Annotated in this window: 28 protein-coding genes and 1 tRNA gene; 10 read left to right on the top strand and 19 right to left on the bottom strand. The window is 67.7% G+C overall.

Going from position 1 to position 25606, the window contains the following annotated elements; translation table 11 throughout:
• From QMO14_RS03260 to flgB, 10 genes are all read right to left on the bottom strand, one after another.
• Positions 1-389: chemotaxis protein CheW (locus tag QMO14_RS03260; protein ID WP_301504379.1), on the bottom strand; the 389-nt coding region annotated here is incomplete at its 3' end.
• Positions 390-422: 33 nt separating this feature from the next.
• On the bottom strand, positions 423-1403 hold the full coding sequence (gene flgJ, locus QMO14_RS03255) for a flagellar assembly peptidoglycan hydrolase FlgJ (RefSeq protein ID WP_301504377.1): 981 nt from the start codon (positions 1401-1403) through the stop codon (positions 423-425).
• A 13-nt stretch (positions 1404-1416) separates the two neighbouring features.
• The gene (locus QMO14_RS03250; protein WP_301504375.1) at positions 1417-2475 is read right to left on the bottom strand and encodes a flagellar basal body P-ring protein FlgI; all 1059 of its coding nucleotides are present in this window, start codon (positions 2473-2475) and stop codon (positions 1417-1419) included.
• Positions 2476-2627: 152 nt separating this feature from the next.
• Complete coding sequence (locus QMO14_RS03245; protein WP_301504394.1) at positions 2628-3308, bottom strand: flagellar basal body L-ring protein FlgH; 681 nt, start codon at positions 3306-3308, stop codon at positions 2628-2630.
• Between the two features lie 59 nt (positions 3309-3367).
• On the bottom strand, positions 3368-4150 hold the full coding sequence (gene flgG / locus QMO14_RS03240) for a flagellar basal-body rod protein FlgG (RefSeq protein WP_301504373.1): 783 nt from the start codon (positions 4148-4150) through the stop codon (positions 3368-3370).
• A 46-nt stretch (positions 4151-4196) separates the two neighbouring features.
• Positions 4197-4943 carry a flagellar basal-body rod protein FlgF gene (gene flgF, locus QMO14_RS03235; protein ID WP_301504372.1) on the bottom strand — a complete coding sequence of 249 codons (747 nt, stop codon included), beginning with the start codon at positions 4941-4943 and terminating at the stop codon, positions 4197-4199.
• Between the two features lie 46 nt (positions 4944-4989).
• The gene (flgE, locus tag QMO14_RS03230; protein ID WP_301504370.1) at positions 4990-6207 is read right to left on the bottom strand and encodes a flagellar hook protein FlgE; all 1218 of its coding nucleotides are present in this window, start codon (positions 6205-6207) and stop codon (positions 4990-4992) included.
• 67 nt (positions 6208-6274) lie between these two features.
• Positions 6275-6961 carry a flagellar hook assembly protein FlgD gene (locus QMO14_RS03225; RefSeq protein ID WP_301504368.1) on the bottom strand — a complete coding sequence of 229 codons (687 nt, stop codon included), beginning with the start codon at positions 6959-6961 and terminating at the stop codon, positions 6275-6277.
• A gap of 51 nt (positions 6962-7012) precedes the next feature.
• A complete protein-coding gene (gene flgC, locus QMO14_RS03220; protein ID WP_301504366.1) occupies positions 7013-7435 on the bottom strand; it encodes a flagellar basal body rod protein FlgC in 423 nt (140 codons plus the stop codon).
• Positions 7436-7462: 27 nt separating this feature from the next.
• Positions 7463-7870 carry a flagellar basal body rod protein FlgB gene (flgB, locus tag QMO14_RS03215; RefSeq protein WP_301504364.1) on the bottom strand — a complete coding sequence of 136 codons (408 nt, stop codon included), beginning with the start codon at positions 7868-7870 and terminating at the stop codon, positions 7463-7465.
• 220 nt (positions 7871-8090) lie between these two features.
• On the opposite strand from flgB, the gene flgA reads away from it, so the two are divergent.
• From flgA to QMO14_RS03175, 8 genes are all read left to right on the top strand, one after another.
• A complete protein-coding gene (gene flgA, locus QMO14_RS03210; RefSeq protein ID WP_301504362.1) occupies positions 8091-8804 on the top strand; it encodes a flagellar basal body P-ring formation chaperone FlgA in 714 nt (237 codons plus the stop codon).
• 85 nt (positions 8805-8889) lie between these two features.
• The gene (flgM, locus tag QMO14_RS03205) at positions 8890-9252 is read left to right on the top strand and encodes a flagellar biosynthesis anti-sigma factor FlgM (protein ID WP_301504360.1); all 363 of its coding nucleotides are present in this window, start codon (positions 8890-8892) and stop codon (positions 9250-9252) included.
• Positions 9249-9716 carry a flagella synthesis protein FlgN gene (locus QMO14_RS03200; protein WP_301504358.1) on the top strand — a complete coding sequence of 156 codons (468 nt, stop codon included), beginning with the start codon at positions 9249-9251 and terminating at the stop codon, positions 9714-9716. Before flgM ends, QMO14_RS03200 begins: the two co-directional genes overlap by 4 nt.
• 2 nt (positions 9717-9718) lie before the next feature.
• A complete protein-coding gene (locus tag QMO14_RS03195; RefSeq protein WP_301504356.1) occupies positions 9719-10141 on the top strand; it encodes a YadA-like family protein in 423 nt (140 codons plus the stop codon).
• A 49-nt stretch (positions 10142-10190) separates the two neighbouring features.
• Positions 10191-11012: a winged helix-turn-helix domain-containing protein gene (locus QMO14_RS03190; RefSeq protein WP_301504354.1), complete on the top strand. Its 822-nt coding sequence runs from the start codon at positions 10191-10193 to the stop codon at positions 11010-11012.
• A gap of 191 nt (positions 11013-11203) precedes the next feature.
• Positions 11204-11998, top strand: a complete 795-nt coding sequence (locus tag QMO14_RS03185; protein ID WP_301504352.1) for a 4'-phosphopantetheinyl transferase superfamily protein — start codon at positions 11204-11206, stop codon at positions 11996-11998.
• A gap of 537 nt (positions 11999-12535) precedes the next feature.
• A complete protein-coding gene (locus tag QMO14_RS03180; RefSeq protein WP_301504350.1) occupies positions 12536-15856 on the top strand; it encodes an EAL domain-containing protein in 3321 nt (1106 codons plus the stop codon).
• A 72-nt stretch (positions 15857-15928) separates the two neighbouring features.
• A complete protein-coding gene (locus QMO14_RS03175; RefSeq protein WP_301504348.1) occupies positions 15929-16747 on the top strand; it encodes a hypothetical protein in 819 nt (272 codons plus the stop codon).
• Between the two features lie 13 nt (positions 16748-16760).
• Here the strand turns inward: QMO14_RS03175 and QMO14_RS03170 are convergent, their stop codons facing one another.
• The 6 genes from QMO14_RS03170 to QMO14_RS03145 form a co-directional block, all read right to left on the bottom strand.
• Positions 16761-17063 carry an I78 family peptidase inhibitor gene (locus QMO14_RS03170; protein WP_301504347.1) on the bottom strand — a complete coding sequence of 101 codons (303 nt, stop codon included), beginning with the start codon at positions 17061-17063 and terminating at the stop codon, positions 16761-16763.
• Positions 17064-17162: 99 nt separating this feature from the next.
• Positions 17163-17252, bottom strand: a tRNA-Ser gene (locus QMO14_RS03165).
• Between the two features lie 57 nt (positions 17253-17309).
• The gene (serS, locus tag QMO14_RS03160; protein WP_301504345.1) at positions 17310-18641 is read right to left on the bottom strand and encodes a serine--tRNA ligase; all 1332 of its coding nucleotides are present in this window, start codon (positions 18639-18641) and stop codon (positions 17310-17312) included.
• Positions 18642-18786: 145 nt separating this feature from the next.
• Positions 18787-19752: a threonine/serine dehydratase gene (locus tag QMO14_RS03155; RefSeq protein WP_301504343.1), complete on the bottom strand. Its 966-nt coding sequence runs from the start codon at positions 19750-19752 to the stop codon at positions 18787-18789.
• Positions 19749-20717, bottom strand: coding sequence for a 4-hydroxy-3-methylbut-2-enyl diphosphate reductase (gene ispH, locus QMO14_RS03150; RefSeq protein ID WP_301504342.1), 969 nt, complete (start codon positions 20715-20717; stop codon positions 19749-19751). Before ispH ends, QMO14_RS03155 begins: the two co-directional genes overlap by 4 nt.
• Entirely contained in the window at positions 20714-21157 is a 444-nt protein-coding gene (locus tag QMO14_RS03145) for a peptidylprolyl isomerase (RefSeq protein WP_019656687.1), read from the bottom strand. Before QMO14_RS03145 ends, ispH begins: the two co-directional genes overlap by 4 nt.
• A gap of 106 nt (positions 21158-21263) precedes the next feature.
• Between QMO14_RS03145 and radC the strand changes: the two genes are divergently transcribed.
• A complete protein-coding gene (gene radC, locus QMO14_RS03140; RefSeq protein WP_301504336.1) occupies positions 21264-21941 on the top strand; it encodes a DNA repair protein RadC in 678 nt (225 codons plus the stop codon).
• Positions 21941-22597 carry a Smr/MutS family protein gene (locus QMO14_RS03135; RefSeq protein WP_301504335.1) on the top strand — a complete coding sequence of 219 codons (657 nt, stop codon included), beginning with the start codon at positions 21941-21943 and terminating at the stop codon, positions 22595-22597. The genes radC and QMO14_RS03135 overlap by 1 nt, the downstream gene beginning before the upstream one ends.
• Positions 22598-22611: 14 nt before the next feature.
• Here the strand turns inward: QMO14_RS03135 and QMO14_RS03130 are convergent, their stop codons facing one another.
• Genes QMO14_RS03130 through fabV form a run of 3 tightly spaced genes read right to left on the bottom strand, consistent with a single transcriptional unit; the run spans position 22612 to position 25528 of the window.
• Positions 22612-23835, bottom strand: a complete 1224-nt coding sequence (locus QMO14_RS03130) for an NAD(P)/FAD-dependent oxidoreductase (RefSeq protein WP_301504333.1) — start codon at positions 23833-23835, stop codon at positions 22612-22614.
• Between the two features lie 49 nt (positions 23836-23884).
• Positions 23885-24304, bottom strand: coding sequence for a group II truncated hemoglobin (locus QMO14_RS03125; RefSeq protein WP_301504331.1), 420 nt, complete (start codon positions 24302-24304; stop codon positions 23885-23887).
• A gap of 27 nt (positions 24305-24331) precedes the next feature.
• Entirely contained in the window at positions 24332-25528 is a 1197-nt protein-coding gene (fabV, locus tag QMO14_RS03120; protein WP_301504329.1) for an enoyl-ACP reductase FabV, read from the bottom strand.
• Positions 25529-25606 lie beyond the last annotated feature (78 nt).

Genomic DNA, 25606 nt, shown 5'->3' with positions numbered 1-25606 from the left:
CTGCTGGCCCACGCCACGCCCTCCGACGCGGAGGACAAGCTGATCGACACGCTGTCCACCACCATCCCCACCACCCGACCTCCTATGTTCAGCACGATCACCACCGTGAACTGGTCGTACGTCGGCTCCCCAAGCTTGAACTTGATGCGCATGTCGATGATCGGAACGATGATCCCGCGCAGGTTCACCACCCCCTTGATGTACTCCGGCGCGTTCGCAATCCGCGTCACCGCGTCGTACCCGCGCAGCTCCTGAACCTTCTGGATGTCTATGCCGTACTCTTCCTCGCCCAGCTTGAAGGTCACGACCTCCAGCAGCGCGCCCGCGCCCTGAAGCTGGGGCGCCTGTCCTTGCCTGGTTGCTGCCGTTGACGCTGCGGTCTCTGCCATGGGGTTCCTTGGTGCAATGAGCGCTTGGGCGGCTCAACCGAATTTCTGCATGATGCGAACCAGCTTCTCGCCGTAGCGCGGGTCGGTCGCGTAGCCCGCGCGCTGCAGGCCATGGGCCGCCTCGTTCGGGTCGTCGGTCGCCAGCACGTTCGCGTAGCGCGGGTTGCGGGTAATGAAACGGGCGTAGTCGGTGAAGGCTTCCTCGTACGAGGCATAGGCGCGGAATTTCGCGCGCACCTTCTGCGGCTCGCCGTCGACGTACTCGGTGGTGGTGGTCTCCACCGTCGCGCCTTTCCAGCCGCGGTCGGCCTTGATGCCGAACAGGTTGAAGCTCTGCGTGCCGTCGTCGGCGCGGATCTCGCGCTTGCCCCAGCCCGATTCGAGCGCGGCCTGCGCAAGGATCAGCGGCGCCGGCACCCCGCTGGCCGTGCTCGCGGCCTGCGCCGATGCGCCCATGCGGCCCACGAACTCGTCGACCTGGCCCTGCAGCGATCCGGAATTCGCGCCCTGCGTGCGCCGGTCGCCGTTGAACTGGTAGATGCCGAGATCCGCCGTGCGCGCCGTCGACGCGACGGGCGCCGAACCGATCGGAATGCCCGCGCGCGCGCCCAGCGGGAAGCCGGGCATGGCCGGATCCAGCGGCATCGGTTTGACGCCGATCTCGGCATCGGCCTGCGCATCGGGCGGTCCCGACGGCATGCCGCGGCGCAGCTGCGCCAGCATCGCCTCGGCCAGCCCCACGCCGCGCCCCGAGAGGTTCTGCGTGAGCTGCTGGTCGAACATCGACAGGTACACCTTCTGGTCCTGGCTGCCGAAAAGGCCGCTCGAGGGCGTCGCCTCGCGCATGCTCTTGAGCACCATGTTCATGAACAGCGCCTCGAACTGCCGCGAGACCTGCTGCAGCCCTTCTTCAGGCGAGCTGCGCACCGTGCGGCGCAGGGCATCGACGCCCTGCACGTCGAGTGCAAAACGCTGGTCGAGCGCGCCACTGCGGTCGTTGGCCGATACCGTCATCGCACCGGCTCCGTCAGATGATTTCGAGCTCGGCGCTCAGGGCGCCGGCCGACTTCATGGCCTGGAGAATGGACACGAGGTCCTGCGGGTTCGCACCGAGGCTGTTGAGCCCCTTGACCACGTCCGACAGCGAAGCGCCGCCGCGCACCATCTGGATCGCGCCGCCGCCCTGGTTGACCGAGATCTGCGAAGTCTGCGCCGCCACCGTGCTGCCGCCCGAGAACGCTCCCGGCTGGCTGACGACCGGCTCGGTGTTGATGACCACCGACAGGTTGCCGTGTGCGATGGCGCAGTCCTTCACGCGCACGGCCTGGTTCATCACCACCGACCCGGTGCGTGCATTCACCACCACGCGGGCGCCGGCCTGCGTCGGCGTCACTTCGAGGTCTTCCAGCCGCGCAAGGAAACCCACGCGCTGCTGCGGCTCGGGCGCGCGCACGCGGATCGACCGCGCATCGATGGCCTCGGCCGTGCCCGAACCGAACTGCCGGTTGATCGCATCCACCGCGCGCTGCGTGGTGCCGAAGTCGGAGCGGTTCAGCTCGATCGAGAACGTGCCCTCGGCACCCACGGGCGACTCCACCGTCCGCTCCACCAGCGCCCCGGCCGGAATGCGCCCCGAGCTGAGCTGGTTGACCTGCACCTTGCTCCCGTTGGCCGAGGCCCCCGCGCCGCCGACCACCATGTTGCCCTGCGCCACCGCGTACGTCATGCCGTCCACGCCTTTCAGCGGCGTCATCAGCAGCGTGCCCCCGCGCAGGCTCTTCGCATTGCCCATCGAAGACACAGTCACGTCGATGTTCTGTCCGGGCCGCGCGAACGAAGGCAGCGTGGCAGTCACCATCACCGCCGCCACGTTCTTCAGCTGCATGTTCACGCCCTGCGGAATCGTGATGCCCAGCTGCTGCAGCATGTTGTTCAGGCTCTGCGTGGTGAACGGCGTCTGCATCGTCTGGTCGCCGGTGCCGTCGAGACCCACCATCAGCCCGTAGCCGATCAACGGGTTGTCGCGCACGCCCTGGATGCTGGCGAGCTCCTTGAGCCGCTCGGCATGCACAGGAACAAAGAACAATGCGCCCAGCACAGCAACCGTCGCAAAGCGCAAGCGAGCCCGAAAATTCGTGGGATGCCATGGAACCGGCTTTGCCGGGCCATTGGCATCGCCCCCTGCAAGGGGGTGGGAGTAGCGACACGAAGTGCGCGAAGCCTGGGGGTTTTTCATGTTCAAAATGGCATGACGTTGAGGAAGATGCGCTGCATCCATCCCATGGTCTGCGCCTCGTCGATGTAGCCCTTGGCCGAATACTCGATGCGCGCATCGGCCACCAGCGTCGAAGGCACGGTGTTGTTGCCCGAGACGGTGCGCGGGTTCACCACGCCCGAGAAGCGGATGTATTCCGTGCCCTGGTTGATGCCCATCTGCTTCTCGCCGCTCACCAGCAGGTTGCCGTTGCTCATCACGTCCGTCACCGTGACCGTGATCACGCCGTTGAAGGTGTTGTTGGCGTTGGCCCCGCCCTTGGCGTCGAGCTTGTTGGTGCCCGAGAGATTCGTGCCCTGCCCGTCGAGCAGGCCGCCGATGAGCTTCGGAATGACGGAGAACACGCCGGTCGTGCTGCCGGTACGGCTCGCGTTGGCGCCGGAGTTCTTGGTCGCATTGACCTTCTCGCTGATGACGATGGTGAGGATGTCGCCCACGTTTCGCGGCCTGCGGTCTTCGAAGAGCGCATTCGCGCCGGGACCGTCCTGGAAGATCGCGCCGGGCGAGCGCCGCGTCTGCACCGCCGCGTAGTTGTCGGAGCGCGCAGTCATCGGCTGGTGCACCAGCGGCTCGCGCGGCACCTGCGCGCAGCCGGTGGCGAGCACCGCGCCCCCAGCCACGAGCAGCGTCAGCAGCCGGGCCATCGCCTGGGCGGCGCCACGGCAGAGAAGACGGAGCACCTGCGACATCGTCACCATCACGCTCACAGCTGGGCCAGGCGCTGCAGCATCTGGTCCGAGGTCTGGACCGCCTTGCTGTTGATCTCGTACGAACGCTGGGTGGCGATCATGTTGACCAGCTCTTCCACCACGTTCACGTTCGAGGCTTCCACGTATCCCTGGCTCAGCGTGCCCGCCCCGTCGATGCCGGGGTTCACCTGGTTGGGCGCGCCCGATGCGTCGGTCTCGGCGTACAGGTTCTCGCCCTTGCTCTGCAGGCCCGTGGGGTTGACGAAAGTGGCGAGCTGCAGCTGGCCGATCTGCACGGTGTTGGTGCTGCCTGCCTGCACCACCGAGACGATGCCGTCGCGGCCCACGGTGATGCTGGTGGCGTTGGCCGGCACGGTGATGGCCGGCTGCACGGGAAAGCCGCTGGCGGTGACGAGCTGGCCGTCGCGGTCGGTCTGGAACGAACCGTCGCGGGTGTACGAGGTGGTGCCGTCGGGCATCAGCACCTGGAAGAAGCCGCTGCCGTTGATGGCCACGTCGGTGGGCTTGTCGGTCTTGGTGAGGTTGCCCTGCGAGTGGATGCGCTCGGTGGCGACCACGTGCACGCCGGTGCCGACCTGCAGGCCGGAAGGCAGGCGCGTCTGGTCCGACGACTGGCCTCCCACCTGGCGCAGGTTCTGGTAGACCAGATCTTCGAACACGGCGCGGCTGCGCTTGAAGCCGGTGGTGCCGACGTTGGCGAGGTTGTTGGAGACCACGTCGAGCTGCGTCTGCTGCGCGTCGAGGCCGGTCTTGGCGATGTAGAGGGAGCGGATCATTTTTGCGGGAGTCCTGCGGAAGAAGTTTCGAGAAGGAGAGCGCGCGTCAGCCGTAGGCCAGCAGCTTGTTGGCGGACTGCGCGTTGGTGTCGGCCGTCTGCAGCGACTTCATCTGCATCTCGAAGCTGCGGGCGTTGGCGATCATGGCCACCATGGCCTCGACCGGATTGACGTTGCTGCCTTCGACCACCCCGCTGACCAGCGTGACGGTCTCGTCGGCTTCGGCCGGCGGCTGGCCCGCGCGCATGCGGAACAGGCCGTCCTCGCCGCGCTCGAGCTCGGCATCCGGCGGGTTCACCAGCTTCAGGCGGCCGACTTCGGCAATGCCGGTGAGCGTGGTGGAGGCCGCGTCGCGCGCGCCCACCAGTCCGTTGGAAGCGATGCTCACCGTGGAGCCCGGCGGCACGGTCAGCGCGCCGTTGTCGCCCATCACCGGGCGCCCGCCCATGGTGGTGAGCTGGCCGTCGGCGCCGATCTGCAGGTTGCCCACACGGGTGTAGGCCTCGCCGCCATCGGGCGTCTGCACGACCAGCCAGCCCTGGCCGCTCACGGCCACGTCGAGCGCGCGGCCGGTCTCGGTGAGCGGGCCGTGGGTGAAGTCGGCGCCGGGCGTGGTGGCGGCAACGAAGGCGCGCGTGGGCGCCTCCTGGCCGACCACCGGCACCGCGCGGAAGTTGGCGATCTGCGCGCGAAAGCCCGGCGTCGAGACGTTCGCCATGTTGTTGGCGACGGCGGCCTGCTGTTCCATGACCTGCTTGGCGCCGCTCATGGCGACGTACAACATGCGATCCACTGGGTGCTCCTGGTGTCGGTCTTCGGTCTTTGTCGTCGTCTTCGCGTCAGCGGATGTTCATCAGCGTCTGCATGACCTGGTCCTGCGTCTTCACGGTCTGCGCGTTGGCCTGGTAGTTGCGCTGCGCGACGATGAGGTTGACCAGCTCGGAGGTGAGGTCGACGTTGGACGCCTCGAGCGCACCCGACTGCAGCGAGCCCAGCTTGGTGCCCTCGCCCGGCGTGCCGGTGAGCGGGTTGCCCGAGGCCTGCGTCTCGGCCCACACGTTGTTGCCCTTGGGCTCCAGGCCGTTGGGGTTGGCGAAGGAGGACAGCACGACCTGGCCCAGCAGCTTGGTCTGCTCGTTGGAGAACTTGCCGGTGATGGTGCCGTCGGCGTTGATCGAGAACGAGGTGAGCTCGCCCGAGCGGTAGCCGTCCTGCCCGAGCTTGCTCATCGCGTTGGCGGCGCCGAACTGGGTGGTGCCCGAGATGTCGATGGTGGGCGTGAGCGCCGCGGCGCCGTTGGTCAGGTTGATCGTGCCGAGGCTGAACTGGCCGCTGGCCGGGGCGGTCATCTTGCCGGCTGCGTCGAAGGTCATCGTGCCGAGCGCGCCGGCGCCGATGGCCGCGCCGTCGATGGTGCCGTACATGTCCCAGGTGTTGGCGGGCGTGGCGCTCTTGACGAAGTACACCGACACGTCGTGCGGGTTGCCCAGCGAGTCGTAGATGGGGCCGACGGCGTTCGAATAGTTGAAGGTGTCGGAGTCGGCGGGGTTGAACGGCGTCTTGGTGGGCGCCGACTTGCGCGCGTCGAGGTTGAACTCGGCGTCGATGCTGGTCGTTGCCTTGGGCGTCATCGGCGTGGTCGGGATCTGGATGGCCGCCGGCGTGCCGCCGCTGACGCCGCCGTTGGCGTTCACGCCGAAGCCGGTCAGGCGCAGGCCCGAGGCGTTGACGATGTAGCCGTCCTTGTCGCGCGTGAACTGGCCGTTGCGCGAGTACATGACCTCACCCGTGGCGCTGGTCAGGCGGAAGAAGCCGTCGCCATTGAGGATGGCCACGTCCAGCGGGCGGCTGCTCGATTGGGTCACGCCCTGCGAGAAGTTCTGCGTCACGCCCGACACCGATGCCCCCAGGCCCACGCGCGAGCCGGCGTACACGTCCTGGAAGGTGGCCGCCGCGGACTTGAAGCCGACAGTGCCCGAGTTGGCGATGTTGTTGCCGATGACGTCGAGGTTGGCCGCAGCCACGCCGAGTCCGCTGATGCCCTGGGAAAAAGCCATGTTGGTTCCTTGTCTGCCGTTGGATGCGGCGCGTTTGCGTTGAATGCGATGGGGAAGGGAAAGAAGCTCAGAGGAACAGGCGCACGTCCGACAGACCGATGCTCTCGCCCGACGACAGCTCCAGCGTCACGCCGCTGGCGCCCTGCTTGACGGCGGCGACCTGCGAGAAGGTGAGCGCGGTCGACTTCACGGAGGTGCCCCCGTTGGTCGCCTCGACGGTGAAGCGGTAGGCGCCCGCGGGCACCACGGCGCCCACGTCGTCCTTGCCGTCCCAGGTGACGGCGTTGACGCCTTCGTTCATGGAGCCGGCGTCGATGGTGCGCACCACCTTGCCGCTGGCATCAAGGATCTTGATCTGCACGTCGGAGGCGGTGCCCGGCAGCTGCACGGCGAAGGCCTGCATGGCCGGGTCCTTGCCCTCTTCCGGCGCCCTGGTGGCGAGAACGTCGCCAGGAGACAGCACGTTCTGCCCGATCAGCGAAGTGGCCTGCAGCAGCTGGTTGGAGCCGGTCTGGTTCACCAGGCCCGAGAGCGTGCTGTTGAGCTTCTCGATACCGCTCACGGTGCTCATCTGCGCGAGCTGCGAGGTGAGCTCGGCGTTCTGCATCGGGTTGAGCGGATCCTGGTTGTTCAGCTGAGTGACCAGCAGCTTCAGGAAGCGCTGCTCGCTGTCCACGTTGGAGGTGCTGCCGTTGCTGTTCACCGCGGAGGCGGCGTTCTGTCCGGTGATGGACGAGGTGTCGGAGATGGCCATGGCGCTTCGGTGCCTGTTCTTTCTTGTGTGTCCCGCGGGACCTGGGGGGAGTTACTGGCCGAGGGTCAGCGTCTTGACCATCAGCGTCTTGGCGGTGTTGAGCACCTCCACGTTGGCCTGGTAGCTGCGCGAGGCGGAGATCATGTTGGTCATCTCCTCCACCACGTTGACGTTGGGCATCGCCACATAGCCTTCGGCATTGGCGTGCGGGCTCTTGGGGTCGAACACGAGCTTCGGCGGAGACGGGTCTTCCACCACGCCGGCCACCTTGACGCCGCCGATGTCGCCTGCGCCGTATGCCGACGGCGCCACCTGGAACACCACCTGCTTCGCGCGGTAGGGCATGCCGTCTGGGCCGGCCACGCTCTCTGCGTTGGCCATGTTGCTCGCGGTCACGTTCATGCGCTGCGACTGCGCGGTCAGGGCCGAGCCGGCCACGTCGAAGATGTTCATGGAGGTGCTGTTGAAGGGCATGGAACGGGCTCCTGCTGCTTGTGCCTGTTACTGCTGCACCGCCGAGAGCAGCGACTTGATCTTCGCGTTGATGACCGTGAGGTTCGACTCGTAGCGCAGCGCGTTGTCGGCGAAGGCGATGCGCTCGACGTCCATCTCGACGGTGTTGCCGTCGAGGCTGGACTGGTTGGGCACGCGGTAGAGCAGGTCCTTGTCGGGCATGGACTGCGCCTGTCCGGCGAGATGGCGCGACGAGGTGGTGGCCAGCGACATCGACTGCGATGCGCGGCCGCGCTCCACGGCTTCGCTCAGGCGTGCGCTGAAGTCGAAGTCGCGCGCCTTGTAGTTGGGCGTGTCCGCATGGGCGATGTTGGCCGCGAGAACCTCCTGGCGTTCCGCGCGGAGGTTGAGGGCTTCGCGGTTGAAGCGAAGCGCCGCATCCAGCTTGTCGAGCATGTTTGTTCCATCCGTTGAGGCGTCGCCAACGCGCGGGGCGCAGCGACAGATGGAAAGCGAGTCTATGCATGAGCCGCTTTTGCAATCGCCCGAACAAAGGGGGTTTTCGCCTGCTGCTCGCAACTTCGATCGGCGTGCGGATTTCTAGAATTTCCGTGCGGCGGCATGCGTTGCTCCTGTGTGACGCATCGCCATCGAAGCCACTATCCACACGTATCCGATGACCCTTCCAAAGCTTGCCGAGCTTCGCGACCACGCACTGCGCACCGTGCTGCCGGCACTGGCGCTGGCGGGCTGCTGCGCGGCCAACGCAGCCGATACCTCTGCTGCCGCAGGAGCGGTCATCGAGAAATATCTGCAGGTGCAGACGGCCGGCCTTCCGGGCAAGGTGACGATCAGCCTTGAAGGCCGGGGCGCCTCCGCCCTGCCCGACTGCGACGCGCCAGAAGCCTTCCTGCCGCCGGGCGCGAAACCGTGGGGCCGGGTGTCGGTGGGCGTTCGCTGCCAGGCGGAGCGGCCATGGACGCGCTTCGTGCAGGCCCGCGTGGCGGTGGAAGGCAGTTATTTCGTGGCCACGCGTGCGATCGACGCGGGCCGGCCGCTGGGCGCGGGCGACGTCGCCGAACGCACCGGCGACCTCACCCGGCTGCCGCGCTCCATCGTCACCAGCGCGGCGGAGCTCGCCGGCGTGGTCACGGCCAACCGCGTGGCGCCCGGCGCGCCGCTGCGCAAGGAGCTGCTGCGCGGCGTGACGGTCATCCAGCAAGGCCAGGCGGTGAAGGTGGTGGCGCAGGGCCAGGGCTTCGTCATCAGCACCGAGGCCAAGGCCATGACCGGGGCGGCGGTAGGCGCCGTGGTGCAGGCCAGGACTCGCGACGGGCGGCTGGTCAGCGGCGTGGCGAACGAAGAGGGGCAGATCCAGCTGGCGCAATGACGCGGCGCACAAGACCGCCACGCACGCCATTCCTAAAGTTCTTGCGCAGGCTGCCGATATACGGGTCAGCCCCAGAGGAATCACCTTGAAAATCGATCAACCCGCCCCTTCGGCCACGCCCCTTCCCCGAACGACGCCCGCCCCCGCAGGCACGGCAGGTGCGGCCGCCGCGACCGGTGCCGATGCCGCCCAGCGCTCCGCCAAGGCGGCGGCGCCGGCTCCTTCGGCGCACATCCGCCCGCTGCCCAGCGCGGCGGGTGCCGCGAGCGATTTCGATGCGGCCCGCGTAGCGGCGATCCGCGAGGACATCCGCGCGGGGCGCTACCAGATCCGCCCCGAACGCATCGCCGACGGCCTGCTGGCCAGCGTGCGCGACCTGCTCGCGCCCGGCGCGCCCGATGCGCCCGCCGGCAACGGGCAGGACGTGAAGAAAGGCGACGGCGAATGAGGAAGCCGCACGCCGACCTGCTGGCCCACCTGCGCACCGAGGCCGCCTGTATCGAGGAATTCCTGTCGGTGCTCGACCGCGAGGCCGAGGCGATGTCGGGCGGCAGCTTCACCGACCTGGCGGCCATCGCGGGAGAAAAGACCGTGCTGCTGGACCGCATGGCCGAACTCGACGCGCAGCGCGAAGCGCTGCAGGCGGCACTGGGCTTCCCGCCCGGGCGCGAGGGCGCCGATGCCGCCGCTGCGGCAGCGGGCCCGCAGGCGCAGAAGGCCTGGCAAGAGCTGCTGGAACTCGCCGGGCAGGCGCGCGGCCACAACCTGCGCAACGGCTCGATGGTCTACGCGCATCTCGATTTCACCCAACAGGCGCTGCACTTCCTGCAGGCCAGCGCGCAGCTGTTCTACGGACCGGACGGCGCGCGCAGGACGCAGGCGGCCTCCGGCAATCGCCTCGCGGCAGGCTGAGCGTGCGGGCCGGGCTGCTGGTCGTGCTGTGGCTGTGCGCCGCCGCCGGGCACGGCATGGCGGGCGCGGCGGACGGCGCGCCGATCTCGAACGTGGCGCCGGGCGTGCGCCCGGGCGACGCGGTCAACCTCGCACAGCTGAACCAGGCGGGCGCAGCGCTGCACGACGTGGAGCGCATCGCGTACTCGGGCACGGCGATGGCCGTGGCTATGACGGCGGCGTACGTGCCCGCCCTGCAGCCCGGCGAGAAGACAGCCGGCCTCGCCTTCGGCAGCTACAGGGGCTACACGGCGGTGAGCCTGGGCTTCAGGACTCTTTCGGACGACGGGCGGACGGCCTGGGGCATGGCCGTCGCCAACGCGGGGCGGGACTGGGGATTCAACGCCGGCATCGGCTGGAAGCTGCCGCGCGGCACGGACCGCTGAGGCCGGCATGTTTCGCCCCACCACCCACCCATACATGGAAGCTTTCGACATGAACGACGATGCTCACGGCGACGCGCGACAGGTGGCGATGGTGGGTTGCGACGAAGTCCAGACACGCGCCTGGGGCCAGAGGCTGCGCCTGATGGGCTGCACCTCGGTTTCCTTCGACGGCAGCGCCGACTTCCTGCGCGCGGCCACGCACGGCGCCAATCATTTCGACCTCCTGCTGGTGGTGCTGAAGGACGAAGGCGCATGGCCGGTGCTGACCTCGATGTGCCAGGCGCTGCGCGTGCCGATCTTCCTGGTCGCCAATGCGCTGCAGCGCGAATTGCTGGCCGAGGTGCTGTCGGCGGCGGAGCCCGAGTCGCAGGGACCGGGCATCGATTTCGCGGTGCTGCCGGTCGACGACTTCGAGGTGGAGCTGCGCGTGCGCGAGGCGTTGCGGCGCAACGAGACGCTGCTGCATCCGCAGGCGACGAGCGCGCTGTTCGGCGGCTACCGCTTCATCGGCAACCGCAAGGTGGTGGTGCACAAGGGCGAGGAGATCCGGCTGAAGCCGCGCGAGTTCGAACTGGCGCTGATGTTGTTTCGCAATGCCGGCCAGTTGCTGGAACGCGAATGGCTGCTGGGTTCGCTGTGGCCGGATTCGCGCGTCGAACGCAAGAGCCGGGTGCTCGACTGCTGCGTGGCGAACATCCGCCGCAAGCTGTCGCTGCACAAGAAGAACGAGTTCGTGCTGCATTCGGTCTACGGCCGGGGCTACGAGCTTCGGCATGCGGCCGCGCAGCCGATGGCAGGCACGGTGGACGACTCGGGCTTTCCGGACACGTCGAACGAGCCGAACTGGCTGGGGGACGCGGCCCGCGCATAGATAGCCGCGCGAGCACGAGAAAGGCGTGACGATCGCCGGCCTCGAGGAGCCGCCCGCATGAAACGGGGCGGGTGCCAGGGGCAACCTCTACCAACGCCAGCAGACCGTCGACTCCAGTATCGGCCGGCAAACTTAAGCCGGGCTGAATCGAGCCGGACCGGGGGCCACCGAGGCAGGCCAGAATCCTGCGCATGCAATTGCAGATCGACCCGCATCAGGTCCACCTTTGGCACCTGTACGTTCCCGAACAGGACGACCCGGCCGCCGACGAGGCCATCATGGCCCTCCTGACGCCCGAGGAGCGGGAGAAGCACGGGCGCTTTCACTTCGCCCGGGACCGGCGCCGCTATCTCATGACGCGCGGGCTGATCCGCTCGCTGCTCTCGCGCTACGTTCCGGCGGTCGCGCCCGGAAACTGGCGCTTCGAGAACAATGAGTACGGGCGCCCGGGGATCGCCCACGCGCCTGCGCAGGCGCAGCGCATCCGCTTCAACATTTCGCACAGCGCGTCGCTCGTGGTGGCGGCGCTGGCGGTGGAGCGCGAGGTGGGCGTGGATGTCGAGCACACGGCAAGGAATGCGCCGCTGGAGATCGCGGGGCATTTCTTTTCGGCGAAGGAGGCACGTGCGCTGCAGCGGCTTTCCGCCGGACTGCAGCCGTCGCGCTTCTGGGATCTCTGGACGCTCAAGGAAAGCTATATCAAGGCGCGCGGCATGGGCCTGTCGATTCCGCTGGACCGGTTTTCCTTCGACCTGGATGGCGGTGCGGGCGAAGCCATAGGCTTCGAGCACGGCCTGGAGGACGACAGCGCCCAGCGCTGGCGGTTCTGGCGATTGCAGCCGGACGACGCGCATGCCGTCGCGCTATGCCTGGAGCGAATGAAGGACGAAAGCGAAGTGCAGATCCGGTGCCTGAAGGCAACGCCGCTGCTCGCGTCGGTAGAGGAATTCCAGGGCACGGTGACGCGCCGATCGGCGGACACCTGACGCGTGCCCGCGGCCGCCGCCGGTTCTGGTTCGCCTCGAGCTCGGCGCGGTTCCACAGACCGAAATGCAGCACCTTCGTCCATGGAAGGCCGAGCGGATGCTCCGTGGCGCCGTTGCGGGTGCTGCCGAGGTTGTCATCTAGGCGAAGTCCGAGGAAGGCGTCCAGCGGCGCCGGGGCGTTCCTGCGCCGCGGCCTTCCCAGCAGCAGATGACGGTCGCAATGGGCCTTGGCTGTGGGGATAGGAACGATTGGCCACCCGGAACTCCCGGTTTCTTGTGCGCCCCTGGCGGGCAAGTTGCCGGATTCAAGGCAGGCGGCCGCTTTCCGAGGCACCCACGGCGGGGTCTTTTGATCCGGATCAAAAGCTTTGGCATCAGACGAAGTTAATTATTAAGACCTAACAACCAGAGAACTCCTGACTCAAGATTACAGAATTAGGGGTGAATTGTTCCCAAATGAAACCACAGCGCCCGCTGGCGTGCCACACTCCGCAGCACACGGAGCCACCCGGCTTGCACAAGCGACAGGATCGAACCATGTCTTTGTCCATCTGGGCCAGGATTCGCCTGCCGCTTGTGATTTTCATCTTCGGCACGGCGCTGTCGATCGCCCTCGGAATCTCTGCCCATCAGGAAATCGGGCGCAGCGCCCGGACGCGTTTCGACGCCACCGCCCTCGACCTGGCGCGAAAGGTCGAAGCCCGGTTCGACGACTACATCGCCGTCCTGATCGGCCTGCGCGCGCGGTTCAACACTTCCGAGCCGGTGACCAGGAGCGACTTCAGGGACTACGTCGCGGGCCTGAACCTGGCAAGCGCCTACCCCGGCTTCCAGGCGGTCAACTACGCACCCAGCATCGGGCCCGGCGACAAGCAGCGCTTCGAGGAGCAGGTGCGCGGCGACGCGAGCCTCGACGCCGCCGTCGCTTCGGGGTTCGCTATCAAGCCGGGCGGCGAGCGTGAAATCTATTACCCGCTGGCCTTCATCGAACCGCTGGCCGGCAACGAGAAGCTGCTGGGCAACGACCTGGGCGCGATGCCCAACCGGGGAGACGCGCTCGAAAAGGGGCGCGACACCGGCGGACTCGTCACTTCGGGACGCAAGATCCGCATCGCGGGCCGCGAGTCCGATGTCGGACTGGCGATGCGCCTGCCGGTGTATCGCCCGAAGATGCCGATCAGCACGCTCGAGCAGCGGCGCCAGGCCTACATGGGCTCCGTCGGCGCGGGCTTCAGCCTCACGGGCATGCTGCGCGACGTGGTGAGCATCGAGGCTGCGAAGACGCTGCAGCTGCGGCTGATCGATGCCGGGCCGGGCAAGGGGCCGATCGGCACGCGCATCGAGACCAGGTTCGTGGCACCGGTCGCATTCGGCGAGCGCGAGCTGCTGTTCGACAGCGCGACGCTCGCCAGGCCCGTCGCCGAACCGGCGAACAGCATGGAACGCATGCTCGGCTTCGAACTGGGCGGCCACTCCTGGCTGGTGGAGGTGAAGCAGAGCGAGAACCAGGTCTTCGGCCCGCTGGACAAGACCATCCCGTGGCTCGTCTTCTTCGGCGGCCTCGCCACCAGCACGTTGCTGGCCGGCATCGTCCTGTCGCTGGCCAACACGGGCAGCAGGGCCCAGGTTCTGGCCGACGAAATGACCAGCCACCTGCGCGCAAGCGAGAGGCAACTGGAAGACGCCCAGCACCTGGCCAGCCTCGGCAGCTGGACCCTCGACCCCGCGACCGGCGCCCTGCAATGCTCCGAGGAAGCGCGGCGCATCCTGGGCTTTGCGGACGACCCGTTGCCGCTGGACCTGCACGCCCTGCTTTCGCGAGTACCGAACATCGAGCGCGGCGCCGTAGAGCGGCAGATCGCGCTGGCCTCCCAGTCCACGGAGCGCAGCGAGTTCGAGCACCGCATCTGCCTGCCCGACGGCACCGAACGCTGGCTTCATGTCGTCACTCAGTCCGGCGAAGACGCGGGCGAAAGACGGGTGCGCGGCACGGTGCGCGACGCCACCCGGCCGCGCAAGGACGCGTTGCGCCAGAAGCTCGAATACAAGATCGCCCGGCTGCTTGCGGGCGACGGCCGCACGGAGACGGTGATCGCGCTGGCGCTGGAGGCGATATGCACCGACCTGCACTGGGACTGCGGTGCGCTGTGGAGCATCGGCGAGGACGGCCTGGCCCACTGCACCGTGGCCTGGCATGCCGACAACAATCCGGCGGTGAGGCGCTTCGTCGATACCAGCCTCTCGCTCACCTACCGCTCCGGCGAAGGCTCGCTGGGCCGCGCCTGGGGAATCGGCAGCGTGGTGCGGATCGACACGCAGGCCTCGCCGGGTCACTTCACCCGCGACGCCATGGCTCGCGAGGCGGGACTGAGCACCGGCCTCGTCGTACCGATGGTCGCGCCCGAGATGACCACGGCGCTGGAGCTCTTCGGCGCCAATCCCTATGCCGCGGACACCGAGACGCTGGAGTCGCTGCGCGTCATCGCATTGCAGATCGCCCAGTACAGGCAGCGCAAGCTGGCCGAAAAAACCCTTCGCTTCATGGCCAGCCACGACGAGCTGACGGGACTGCTCAACCGCGCGGCGCTGCAGCACGAGCTTGCCCGGGCCATCAGGCGCAGCAACAGGCAGGAGAAGCTGTTCGCCGTGATGTTCGTCGACCTGGATCGCTTCAAGCACATCAACGACACGCTGGGCCACGGCGTGGGCGACGAGATGATCAGGACCTGCGGCAAGCGCCTGAGGACGCTGCTGCGCGATACCGACGTGGTGGCGCGCTTCGGCGGCGACGAGTTCGTGCTGCTGATGGAGAACCTGGACAGCTCGAGCGAGGCCGCGGCGCTCGCCGAAAGGATTCTGGACTGCTGCGCGGAGCCCTTCGTCATCGAGGGGCGCGAGCTGCACGTGAGCGCCAGCGTGGGCGTGAGCGTCTATCCGGAGAACGGCGGCGATGCCGAGACGCTTCTGAAGAACGCCGACACCGCCATGTACCGCGCCAAGGAAAAGGGCCGCAACACCTACCGCTTCTACGCGGCGAAGATGAATGCGCAGAGCACCGAACAGCTGATGCTCGAGAGCGCACTGCGCCACGCACTGGAGCGCGGCGAACTGGAAATGCACTACCAGCCGAAGATGAACCTGCAGACGCGGCGAATCGTCGGCGTGGAGGCGCTGATGCGCTGGCACCATCCGGTCCTGGGCATGATTCCGCCGGTGCAGTTCATCCCGATCGCCGAGGAACTCGGCCTGATCGTGTCGATGGGCAAGTGGGCGCTGGAGAAGGCCTGCGCCGATGCGCTCGAATGGCAGAAGCAGGGGCTGCCGAAGATACTGACCAGCGTCAACCTGTCTCCGCGGCAGTTCGAGAGCCGCACGCTGGTGGCCGACATCAAGGCCATACTGGAATCATCCGGCCTCGATCCGTCGCTTCTGGAACTGGAGATCACCGAGAGCGCCATGATGGCGAACCCCGAGCATGCAGCCAAGCTGCTGCGGACCATCCGCGACATGGGCGTGGGCCTTGCCATCGACGACTTCGGGACAGGTTACTCCTCGCTGTCTTACCTGAAGCACTTTCCGCTCTCGACGGTCAAGATCGATCGCTCCTTCATCAACGACCTTTCGCAGGACGCCGACGCGCGCGCGCTGATCGACGGAATCATCACGCTGGCCCACGGGCTGCGCATGAAGGTGGTGGCCGAGGGCGTCGAGACGCCGGTCCAGTTCAACTACCTGCACGGCCACGGATGCGACGAAGCCCAGGGCTACTGGCTTTGCAAGCCCGTGCCCGCCGACGAGGCACGGGATTTCATGGCGCGTCACCTGCGCAATCAATTTGTCCCGTCGGTGGCGGCCTGAGCGCCGGGCCTTCGCGGCAATCGTTACCGGGCACGTTCGCTCGGGCTTCCCCGAAACTTCACAGGAGCATTCATGACCGATTCAACCCAGAGCAAGACACTGGAGCAAACCATTGCCGCGATCCAGGCGCTCGACCTGACCCTGATCAAGTTCAAGGCCACCCGCAAGGAGGACGGCTACGGCTGGTCGGCAAGCTACGCGGACCAGATGGAAGTGGCCTACAAGCGCTACCTGATCCTGCACGCAAAGCACCCCGAGCTGACGCTCGCACCCGAGCAGGACGTCGACCGCTTCTGGCACATGCACATCCTCGACACGAGGAAATACGCGGCCGACTGCGAAGCCACCTTCGGATATTTCCTGCATCACTTTCCATACCTCGGCCTGCGCGGCGAGGACGATGCGAAGGCGCTGGAGGCGGCCTTCCAGCAGATGCAGCAACTGCTTGCCGAGGAGTTCGGCGAGCCCATGCCCGCGCTCCAGCACGCGGCGGTGAAGGATTCGGCCGCCTGGTGTTCGGCGGAGGCCGGCAAGGGCTCGGCAGCCTGGTGCTCGCTGGAAGCAGGCAAGGCCTCGGCCGCATGGTGTTCGCTGGAGGCAGGCAAACCTCAGGCAGCGTGGTGTTCGCTCGAAGCAGGCAAACCTCAGGCCGCGTGGTGTTCGCTCGAAGCCGGCAAACCTCAGGCAGCGTGGTGCTCGCTCGAAGCCGGCAAACCTCAGGCAGCGTGGTGCTCGCTGGAGACGGGCAAGGCTTCGGCTGCCTGGTGTTCGCTGGAAGCCGGCAAGCCTCAGGCGGCGTGGTGTTCGCTCGACAAGGAAAGCGCAGTCGCTCCTACCCTTGCGGCACGGCCCTCGGCGCAGGCTGGCGCACCGGCCACGGCGAACAGCTGAGAGAACGGCCGGCTTATCCGCAGTAGGCGCGGACGATCTTGCCGCTGGCCGGGTCCGTCTCGATGGTCACGCGCTCGCGGCGGTAGTCCATCGTCACGGGCTGGCCCGGCTGGATCTGGCGGACGATGGATGCGCCGGTCGCCTGCCGGGCATCGGTGTCGCTGATGCGGTTCTTTCCTGTGAGGGCAGCTGCGGCGTCCTGACGGCACGCGGCTGGCGCGCCGCTGTCCTTCGCCAGCGGTGCCGAGCAGGCAGTGATCGACAGAATCGCCAGCATCAGGGCTGCGCCCGGAATCAGCCTGGGATGGAGCTTCATGGCAAATCCTTTCCTGGAAATACGAGGAGTCTTGTCAGACCATCGACCCAAAATAAAACGGCCTGATCCACGTTCTACATGGATCAGGCCGTCATTTTTTGGAGGAGAGGGAGGGATTCGAACCCTCGGTACTATCGCTAGTACGCCTGATTTCGAGTCAGGTACATTCGACCACTCTGCCACCTCTCCGGTGCTGTCGAGCCTGCGATTCTAGCAGACAAAAACGGGGCTTTTGAAGCCCCGTGGTCACGCCTTCAAAACTTCGAGTCCGCCAAGGTATGGCCGCAGTGCCGCCGGCACGTTGATCGAGCCGTCTTCGTTCTGGTGGTTCTCTAGCACGGCCACGAGCGTGCGGCCCACCGCCAGGCCCGAGCCGTTGAGCGTGTGCACGAGTTCGTTCTTGCCTTGCGCGTTCTTGAAACGGGCCTGCAGGCGGCGCGCCTGGAAGGCTTCGCAGTTCGAGACCGAGCTGATCTCGCGGTAGGTGTCCTGCGCGGGCAGCCAGACTTCGAGGTCGTAGGTCTTGGTCGAGCCGAAGCCCATGTCGCCGGTGCACAGCAGCACGACGCGGTACGGCAGTTCCAGCGCCTGCAGCACTGCCTCGGCGTGGCCGGTCATCTGCTCGAGCGCGTCGTAGCTCTTCTCGGGGTGCACGATCTGCACCATCTCGACCTTGTCGAACTGGTGCTGGCGGATCATGCCGCGCGTGTCGCGGCCAGCGCTGCCGGCTTCGGAGCGGAAGCACGGTGTGTGCGCCGTGAGCCTGATGGGCAGCTGCGACTCGGCCACCACCTCGTCGCGCACGAAGTTCGTGAGCGGCACTTCGCTGGTCGGGATGAGGTACAGCGCCGAGTGGTCCGGCGCGGGCTCGCCGTCCTGGCCGCCCTTCTTCGCGGCGAACAGGTCGCCCTCGAACTTGGGCAACTGGCCGGTGCCGCTCAGCGTGGCGGCGTTGACGATGTACGGCACGTAGCACTCGCTGTAGCCGTGCTTCTCGGTCTGGATGTCGAGCATGAACTGCGCGAGCGCGCGGTGCAGGCGGGCGATCGGACCCTTCATGACGGTGAAGCGCGAACCCGAGAGCTTGGCGCCCATTTCGAAATCAAGGCCCAGCGGCGCACCGAGATCGACGTGGTCCTTGGGGGCGAAGGCCAGCGGCGTTGCGCTGGCGCCGGCACCGCCCTTCGGTGCCCAGCGGCGCATTTCGACGTTGCCGGTCTCGTCCTCGCCGACCGGCACACTGGCGTGCGGCAAATTGGGCACGGCCAGCAGCAGCGCGTGCAGTTCGGGCTGGATCTCGTCCAGACGCTTCGATTGCGATTCCTGCTCGACCTTCAGTGCGTTGACTTCGGCCATCAGCGCATCGGTCGACTCGCCCTTGGCCTTGAGCGGGCCGATCTGCTTGTTCAGCGTGTTGCGGCGAGCCTGGATTTCCTCGGTGCGGGTCTGCAACGTCTTGCGTTCGGCTTCGAGGGCGGTGAACGCCGAGACGTCGAGGTACGGCTGGTTCTTCTTGCGTTTTTCGAGGCCGGCCACGGCGGAGGCCAGGTCTTTGCGGAGCAGGGTGATGTCGAGCATGGGGGGATTTTAGGTGGGCGTACGCTGGCCGAAGCCGGCAAGCCGACGATGCCCTGCGGCCCACGGGTCCGGGCCACGGGCTTCGGCATGCCCGTCGACGGGCTTGGCGTGGCCTGGAGGATGAACTGCGAGAAGCAGGAAGCCGTCAGGCGACCGTCGCAGGATCGACGTTCGCCCCGCAGACGATCAGGCAGACCTTCTCGCCCGCGCGCGGCACATAGGCGCCGGCCTGCAGCGCCGCCAGCGGCAGCGCTGCGGCCGGCTCCACCGCCAGCTTCAGTTCCTTCCACAGCCACTGCTGGGCCGCGCGGATGGATTCGTCGGACAACAGCAGCGCGTCCTGCACCTGCCGCTGCGTGATTTCCCAGGCGATGCTGCCGATGCGGCGCGCGCCCAGCGAATCGGCGGCGATGCCGCCCACCCCCACGTCGACCGGCTCGCCGGCCTCGCGGGCGCGGAACAGCGTCGGCGCCTTCTCGGGCTCAAGTGCGACCACGCGGGCACGCTTCTCGAACCAGCCGGCGAGACCGCCGATCAGGCCACCGCCGCCCACGCTCACCAGCACGGAGTCGGGCAAGCCGCCCTGCTGCTCGATCTCGCGGCCCAGCGTGCCGGCGCCGGCCACCACTTCGGGCTGGTCATAGGCGTGGGTGAGCAAGGCGCCCGATTCCTTCTGGCGCGTCAGGCAGGCAGCCAGCGCATCGGGGTACAGCTCGCCAACGACGACCACCTCGGCGCCGAGCGCACGCAGCCGCGCGCGCTTGGCTTCGGGCGACACGCCCGGCAGGAATACCTGGCAGGGCACGCCCAGCGCACGCGCCGCGGCAGCGGTGGCGATGCCCGCATTGCCGCCCGAGGCCACGATCACGCCGCTTTGCGGGATGTCGTTGGCCAGCAGCCGGTTCATCATGCCGCGCGCCTTGAAGCTGCCGCTGATCTGCATGTGCTCGAGCTTGAGCCAGATCTCGGCGCCGGGCGCATCGATGCCGAGCGCTGCCGCCGGCAGCTTCCACAACGGGGTTTCGCGCAGGAAGTGGCCGGCGCGCTCGCCCAGACGTTGCGATGCGCTATCTATTTCGGAGCGCCAGTCGATGGTTTTGGTGTTGTTCAAGAAATGTGTCCAGGAGGCGGAATGTCGTCGAGCTTGAGGCCCTTGGGCAGCGGGAACTTGATGGTTTCCTCGATGCCGTCCATCTTGCGCACCGAGACCGCGCCGAACGCGCGCACGCGGTCGATCACCTCGCGCACCAGCACCTCGGGCGCAGAGGCGCCGGCGGTGATGCCGACGCGCGCCTTGCCCTCGAACCACTCGGGCCTGAGCTCGGCGGCCGAATCGACCATGTAGCTCTCGGTGCCCAGGCGCTGCGCCAGTTCGCGCAGGCGGTTGCTGTTGGAGCTGGTGGGGCTGCCGACCACGATCACGAGGTCGACCTGCGGGCTCATGATCTTCACCGCGTCCTGGCGGTTCTGGGTGGCGTAGCAGATGTCCTGCTGCTTGGGCTCGCGCACCTTGGGAAAGCGCTCGCGCACCGCAGCGGCGATGTCGGCGGCGTCGTCCACGCTCAGCGTGGTCTGCGTGACCACCGCGAGCCTTTCGGTCTGCAACGGTGCAACCTTGGCCACGTCTTCCACGTCTTCCACCAGGTGGATGCCGCTGGAGAGCTGGCCCATCGTGCCCTCGACCTCGGGGTGCCCCTTGTGGCCGATCATGATGAACTCGTAGCCTTCCTTCGCGAGCTTGGCGACTTCCACATGCACCTTGGTCACCAGCGGGCAGGTGGCGTCGAAGATCGAGAAGCCGCGGTCGCGCGCCTCCTGCTCGACGGCCTTGCTCACGCCATGCGCGCTGAACACCAGCGTGGCGCCGGGCGGCACGTCGGAGAGCTCCTCGATGAAGATCGCGCCCTTGGCCTTGAGTTCGTTCACCACGTAGGTGTTGTGCACGATCTCGTGGCGCACGTAGATGGGCGCGCCGAACTTCGCGATGGCGCGCTCGACGATCTCGATGGCGCGGTCGACGCCCGCGCAGAAACCGCGCGGCTCGGCAAGGATGACTTCGGAGATACCGGGGTTCATAGCACGCCGATGAGCTTCACTTCGAAGGTCACGGGCTGGCCCGCGAGCGGGTGGTTGAAGTCGAAGCGCACCGCGGTGTCGTTCGACTCGATGACCGCGCCCGCGTAGCTGCCCGTACCGTCGGGCGTGGGGAACTGCACCACGTCGCCCACCGCGTACTGCTCGTCGGGGTCGCCCATCTGCGCGAGCAGCTTCCTGGCCACCCACTGCTGCATGTCGGGATTGCGCTCGCCGAAGGCCTCGCCCGCGGGCAGCTCGAAGGTGGCGTGCGTGCCCTCTTCCAGGCCCATCAGGCGCTGCTCCATGGCGGGAGAAAGCTCGCCGGTGCCCAGCGACAGGGTCGCGGGCTTGTCGGCGAAGGTGTTGATGATGTCGCCCGCCGGACCGGCCAGCCGGTAGTGCAGGGTGAGAAAAGAGCCGGAATTCACGACTTGGGACATGGAGCAGGGAAGGTGTGCGAAGACGGGGAGGTGTCCCGATAAACTGGCCTCATTTTAAGGACCGGGGCTTCGACCCGGCTCCGCCAAGGTTTCACCCCGGGGTTTCATGTCTTTCAAGGATCTCCCTCTCGACGCCCGCCCGCGCGAAAAGCTCATCGCGCGAGGCGCGTCCGCGCTGGCCGATGCCGAGCTGCTGGCCCTGCTGCTGCGCACCGGCGTGGCCGGCAAGAACGTGCTGCAGCTTGCGCAGCAGCTGCTCGAACGCTTCGGCGGGCTCTCGGGGCTGCTGCACACCGGCGCCGAAGACCTCAAGTCGGTCAAGGGGCTGGGCGGCAGCGCCAAGCGCTCCGAGCTGATCGCGGTGCTCGAGCTGGCGCGCCGCGCCATGGGCGAGAAGCTGCGCGAGCGCGCCGTCTTCGACTCGCCCGACGCGGTCAAGCAGTACCTGCAGCTGCACATCGGCCAGCGCTCCTACGAAGTGTTCGCGGTGGTGTTCCTCGACGTGCAGCACCGCATGCTCGCGCTGGAGGAAATGTTCCGCGGCACGCTCACGCAGACCAGCGTCTATCCGCGCGAGGTGGTCACGCGCGCCATCCACCACCACGCCGCGGCGGTGGTGCTGGCGCACAACCACCCCAGCGGCAACATCGAGCCCTCGCGCGCCGACGAATCGCTCACGCAGACGCTGCGCGCCGCGCTGGCGCTGGTGGACGTGCGGGTGCTCGACCACATCATCGTGAGCCCCGGGCAGAGTTTCTCCATGGCCGAGAAAGGTCTGCTCTGATGCCCGCGCGCGCTCCCTCGATCAAGAACCTCGCCGACCTCAAGCAGGTGCAGCGCGCGCTCGCCGAAACCCGCGAGCGCGAAGCCGCCGAGGCAGCGGCCAAGGCGCTGGCCGAGCGCAAGCGCGCGGCCGAGAAAGACCTGTTCACCCGCGCCATCGGCGCCACCGAGCCGCTGCGCCGCAAGGCCGTGGTACCGCTCGCGCCCGAGCCGCCCGCGCCCATCCCCGTGCAGCACCAGCTCGACGAACAGCGCGTGCTGCGCGAGTCGCTCTCCGACGAATTCGACGTGACCACGCTGCTCGACGTGGACGATGCCATGAGCTTCCGCCGCCCCGGCATCGGCACCGACGTCACCGCGCGGCTGCGCAAGGGCGACTGGGCCATCCAGGCGCAGGTCGACCTGCACGGGCTGCGCAGCGACGAAGCACGCGAAACCTTGGGCGGCTTCATCCGCAACGCCTACAAACAGGGACTGCGCTGCGTGCGCGTGGTGCACGGCAAGGGCCTGGGCTCGCCGGGCAAGCAGCCGGTGCTCAAGACCAAGACGCAGCGCTGGCTGATCCAGAAGAACGAAGTGATCGCCTTCGTGCAGGCCAAGCCGGCCGAAGGCGGGGCCGGAGCGCTCGTCGTGCTGCTGGCGCCAGCGCGGCGCTAGGCAGCTTCTTCGGCTCAGGCCAGCAGGTTCTTCAGCGGAACCGAGGCATCGGCCACCGCAGCCGCATCGGGGCTGCGACCCGCTTCGAGCAGCTTGCGGCTCATCATGTGGTCGACCGGCGCGTTCACCGATTCCACGCACACGAGCTGGCCGTCGACGTAGTGGAACAGCGAGAACGCATCGGCCTTCGGACCCGCGCGGCGCGCGCTGCTCAGGCCGGGCGTTCCTTCCGCAGGCATCAGGCCCACCATCTGCAGGCGCATGCCGCCCTGGTCGGACCAGAACCACGCGACCGCGTCGTGCGCGCGCGCCTCGCCGGTCAGCGTGGCAACCGCGGTGCGCGCCTGGTCGTTGGCGTTCTGCACCGATTCGAGCCGCAGCGCGCGGCCCGCGCGGCGATCAGGGAAGCGCGTGCAGTCGCCCACCGCGAGCACGCCGGCCGCACTGGTCTGCATGTGGCCATCGACCACGATGCCGTCCGCGCATTCGATGCCGGCCGCCTGCGCAAGCGCGGTCTCCGGCACGGCGCCGATGCCCAGCAGCAGCAGGTCGACCGGCTGCTTCACGCCGTTGACCTGCAGCGACACCAGCCGGTCGCCCTCGACCTCGAAGGCGCCGGTCTGCGCGCCGAGCACGATGTCGATGCCCGCCGCGCGGTGCGTGGCCAGCACGTGCGCCGAAAGTTCAGGCGACACGGCGCGGCCCAGCAGGCGCGGTGCGCTCTCGATGACCTGCACCGTCTTGCCCAGTGCCTTGGCGGTGGCCGCCACTTCGAGGCCGATGAAGCCGCCGCCGAGCACGGTCACCCTCTCCGCCGCCGCGAGCCGCGTGCGCAGGCGATGCGCCTCGTCGGCCGCACGCAGGCTGGCGACGTTCTCCAGGCCCGGCTTCAGGTCGGGCATCTGGCGCGCTCGCGTGCCGGTGGCCAGCACCAGTTGCTGCCAGGGAAGCACCGCGCCCGAGCGCAGCGTCACGGTGTGCGCCTCGCGGTCGATGGCCACGGCCGCATCGCCCAGGTGCAGCGTGATGCCGGCTTCGCGATACCAGTCGGCGGCCTTGTGCGGCTGCGTGGTTTCCTCCGCGCTCTTCAGGAAGGCCTTGGACAGCGGCGGACGGTGATAGGGCTCGCAAGCCTCCTCGCAGACCAGGTGCACGCGCGCGCCCTGCCCGGCTTCAGCAAGGCCGGCGCAGAGCTGGGCCGCGGCGTGGCCGCCGCCGATGATGACGATGGAATTCATGATGGGAGAGCGTCTTTCGAAATCGTTGCTTGTATGTTCGGCCGAGCGGTCACTCGCCTCTGTTGCGCATCCAGTCGGCGGTCTTGAAGAAGGAATCGCGCAGCCGCGCGCGCAGGTCTTCGGGCACGCCCGTCTCGCCCATCGCCTGGTCCATGCAGGCCAGCCACTGGTCACGTTCCTTGATGCCGATGGTGTGGCCGCCGATGCTCTGCGGCAGGTGGCGCGCGCGCAGCATCGGGTGGCCGAAGCGGTCGGTGTAGTGCTGCGGCCCGCCCAGCCAGCCGCACAGGAACCAGAACAGGCGCTGGCGCGCGTTGTCGAGGCTGGTGCCGTGCACCGCACGCAGCTGCGCGTAGGCGGGTTCGAGGTCCATCAGGTCGTAGAAGCGCTCGACCAGCGCCTCCACTTTCGCTTCGCCGCCGATCCAGTCGAAGGGCGTGCCGGCGGGCGGCTTTTCTTGTATCTGCATGGGCGGGAGTATCCCCTGAGGGGCCTGCTAGAGCTGCACGATGCCCGGAATGCCCACATCGGGGTTCACGTCGGCCTCGTAGTCCACGCCCTCCACGGCGAAGCCGAAGAGCCGCAGGAACTCGGTCTTGTAGCCCGCGAAGTCGGTGAGCTCGTACAGGTTCTCCTTGGTCACCTGCGGCCACAGTTCGAGCACGCGGGACTGCACCTGCGGCGCCAGTTCCTTGTAGTCGGCGCGCAGGCGGCCTTCGGCGTCGATGTGCGGTGCGCCGCCGTAGAGGCTCTCGGCGTAGAGGCCGTGCACCTGCTCGATGCAGCCCTCGTGCACGCCCTGCTCCTTCATCACCTTGAAGAGCAGCGACAGGTACAGCGGCATCATCGGAATGGCCGAGCTGGCCTGAGTGACCACCGCCTTGAGCACCGACACGCGGGCGTCGCCGCCCTTGGCCGCGAGTTGCGCGCGGATGCCCAGCACCTTCTGGTCGAGATCCTTCTTGGCCGCGCCGATGGAGCCGTTCCAGTAGATGTCGTGCGTGATCTGCTCGCCCAGGTAGGTGAAGGCCGTGGTCTTCGCGCCGTCGGCCAACACGCCGGCCTGCTGCAGCGCGTCGATCCACATCTGCCAGTCCTCGCCGCCCATCACTGCCACGGTGTTGTCGATCTCCTCTTGCGTGGCAGGCTCGAGCACCGATTCCTTCACTGTCTCGTTGTCGGTGTCGAGGCCGCGCAGGTTCACCGCCTTGCCCACGGGCTTGAGCACCGAGTTGAAGACCTGCCCGGTCTTCGGATGCGTGCGACGTGGCGCGGCCAGGCTGTAGACGACGAGGTCGACCTGCCCCAGGTCGGCGCGGATGGTGTCGATGACCTGCTGCTTCACCGCGTCGGAAAAGCCGTCGCCGTTGATGCTCTTCGCATAGCGGCCCTCGGCGTGCGCGGCGCGCTCGAAGGCGGCGGTGTTGTACCAGCCGGGCGAGCCGGGCTTGGTCTCGCTGCCAGCGCGCTCGAAGAACACGCCCAGCGTGTCGGCGCCGCAGCCGAAGGCGGCGGTGATGCGCGCGGCGAGGCCATAGCCGGTCGATGCGCCGATCACCAGCACCTTCTTCGGGCCGCCCTCGATGGCGGGCTTCGCCTTGACGTATTCGATCTGCTGGCGGACGTTGGCTTCGCAGCCGGCGGGATGGGTGGTGACGCAGATGAAGCCGCGCACGCGGGGTTTGATGATCATGAGGATCTCGCTCGAAGAGATGCGGAAAGAAGGCGCCGGAAGCGCGTTTTTGCGCCGCGAATTTAACCCAGCCCACCA

It is taken from the genome of Variovorax sp. CAN15, assembly GCF_030462475.1.
GTDB lineage: Bacteria > Pseudomonadota > Gammaproteobacteria > Burkholderiales > Burkholderiaceae_C > Variovorax.
This window is presented reverse-complemented; position numbering and strand designations above follow the sequence as displayed.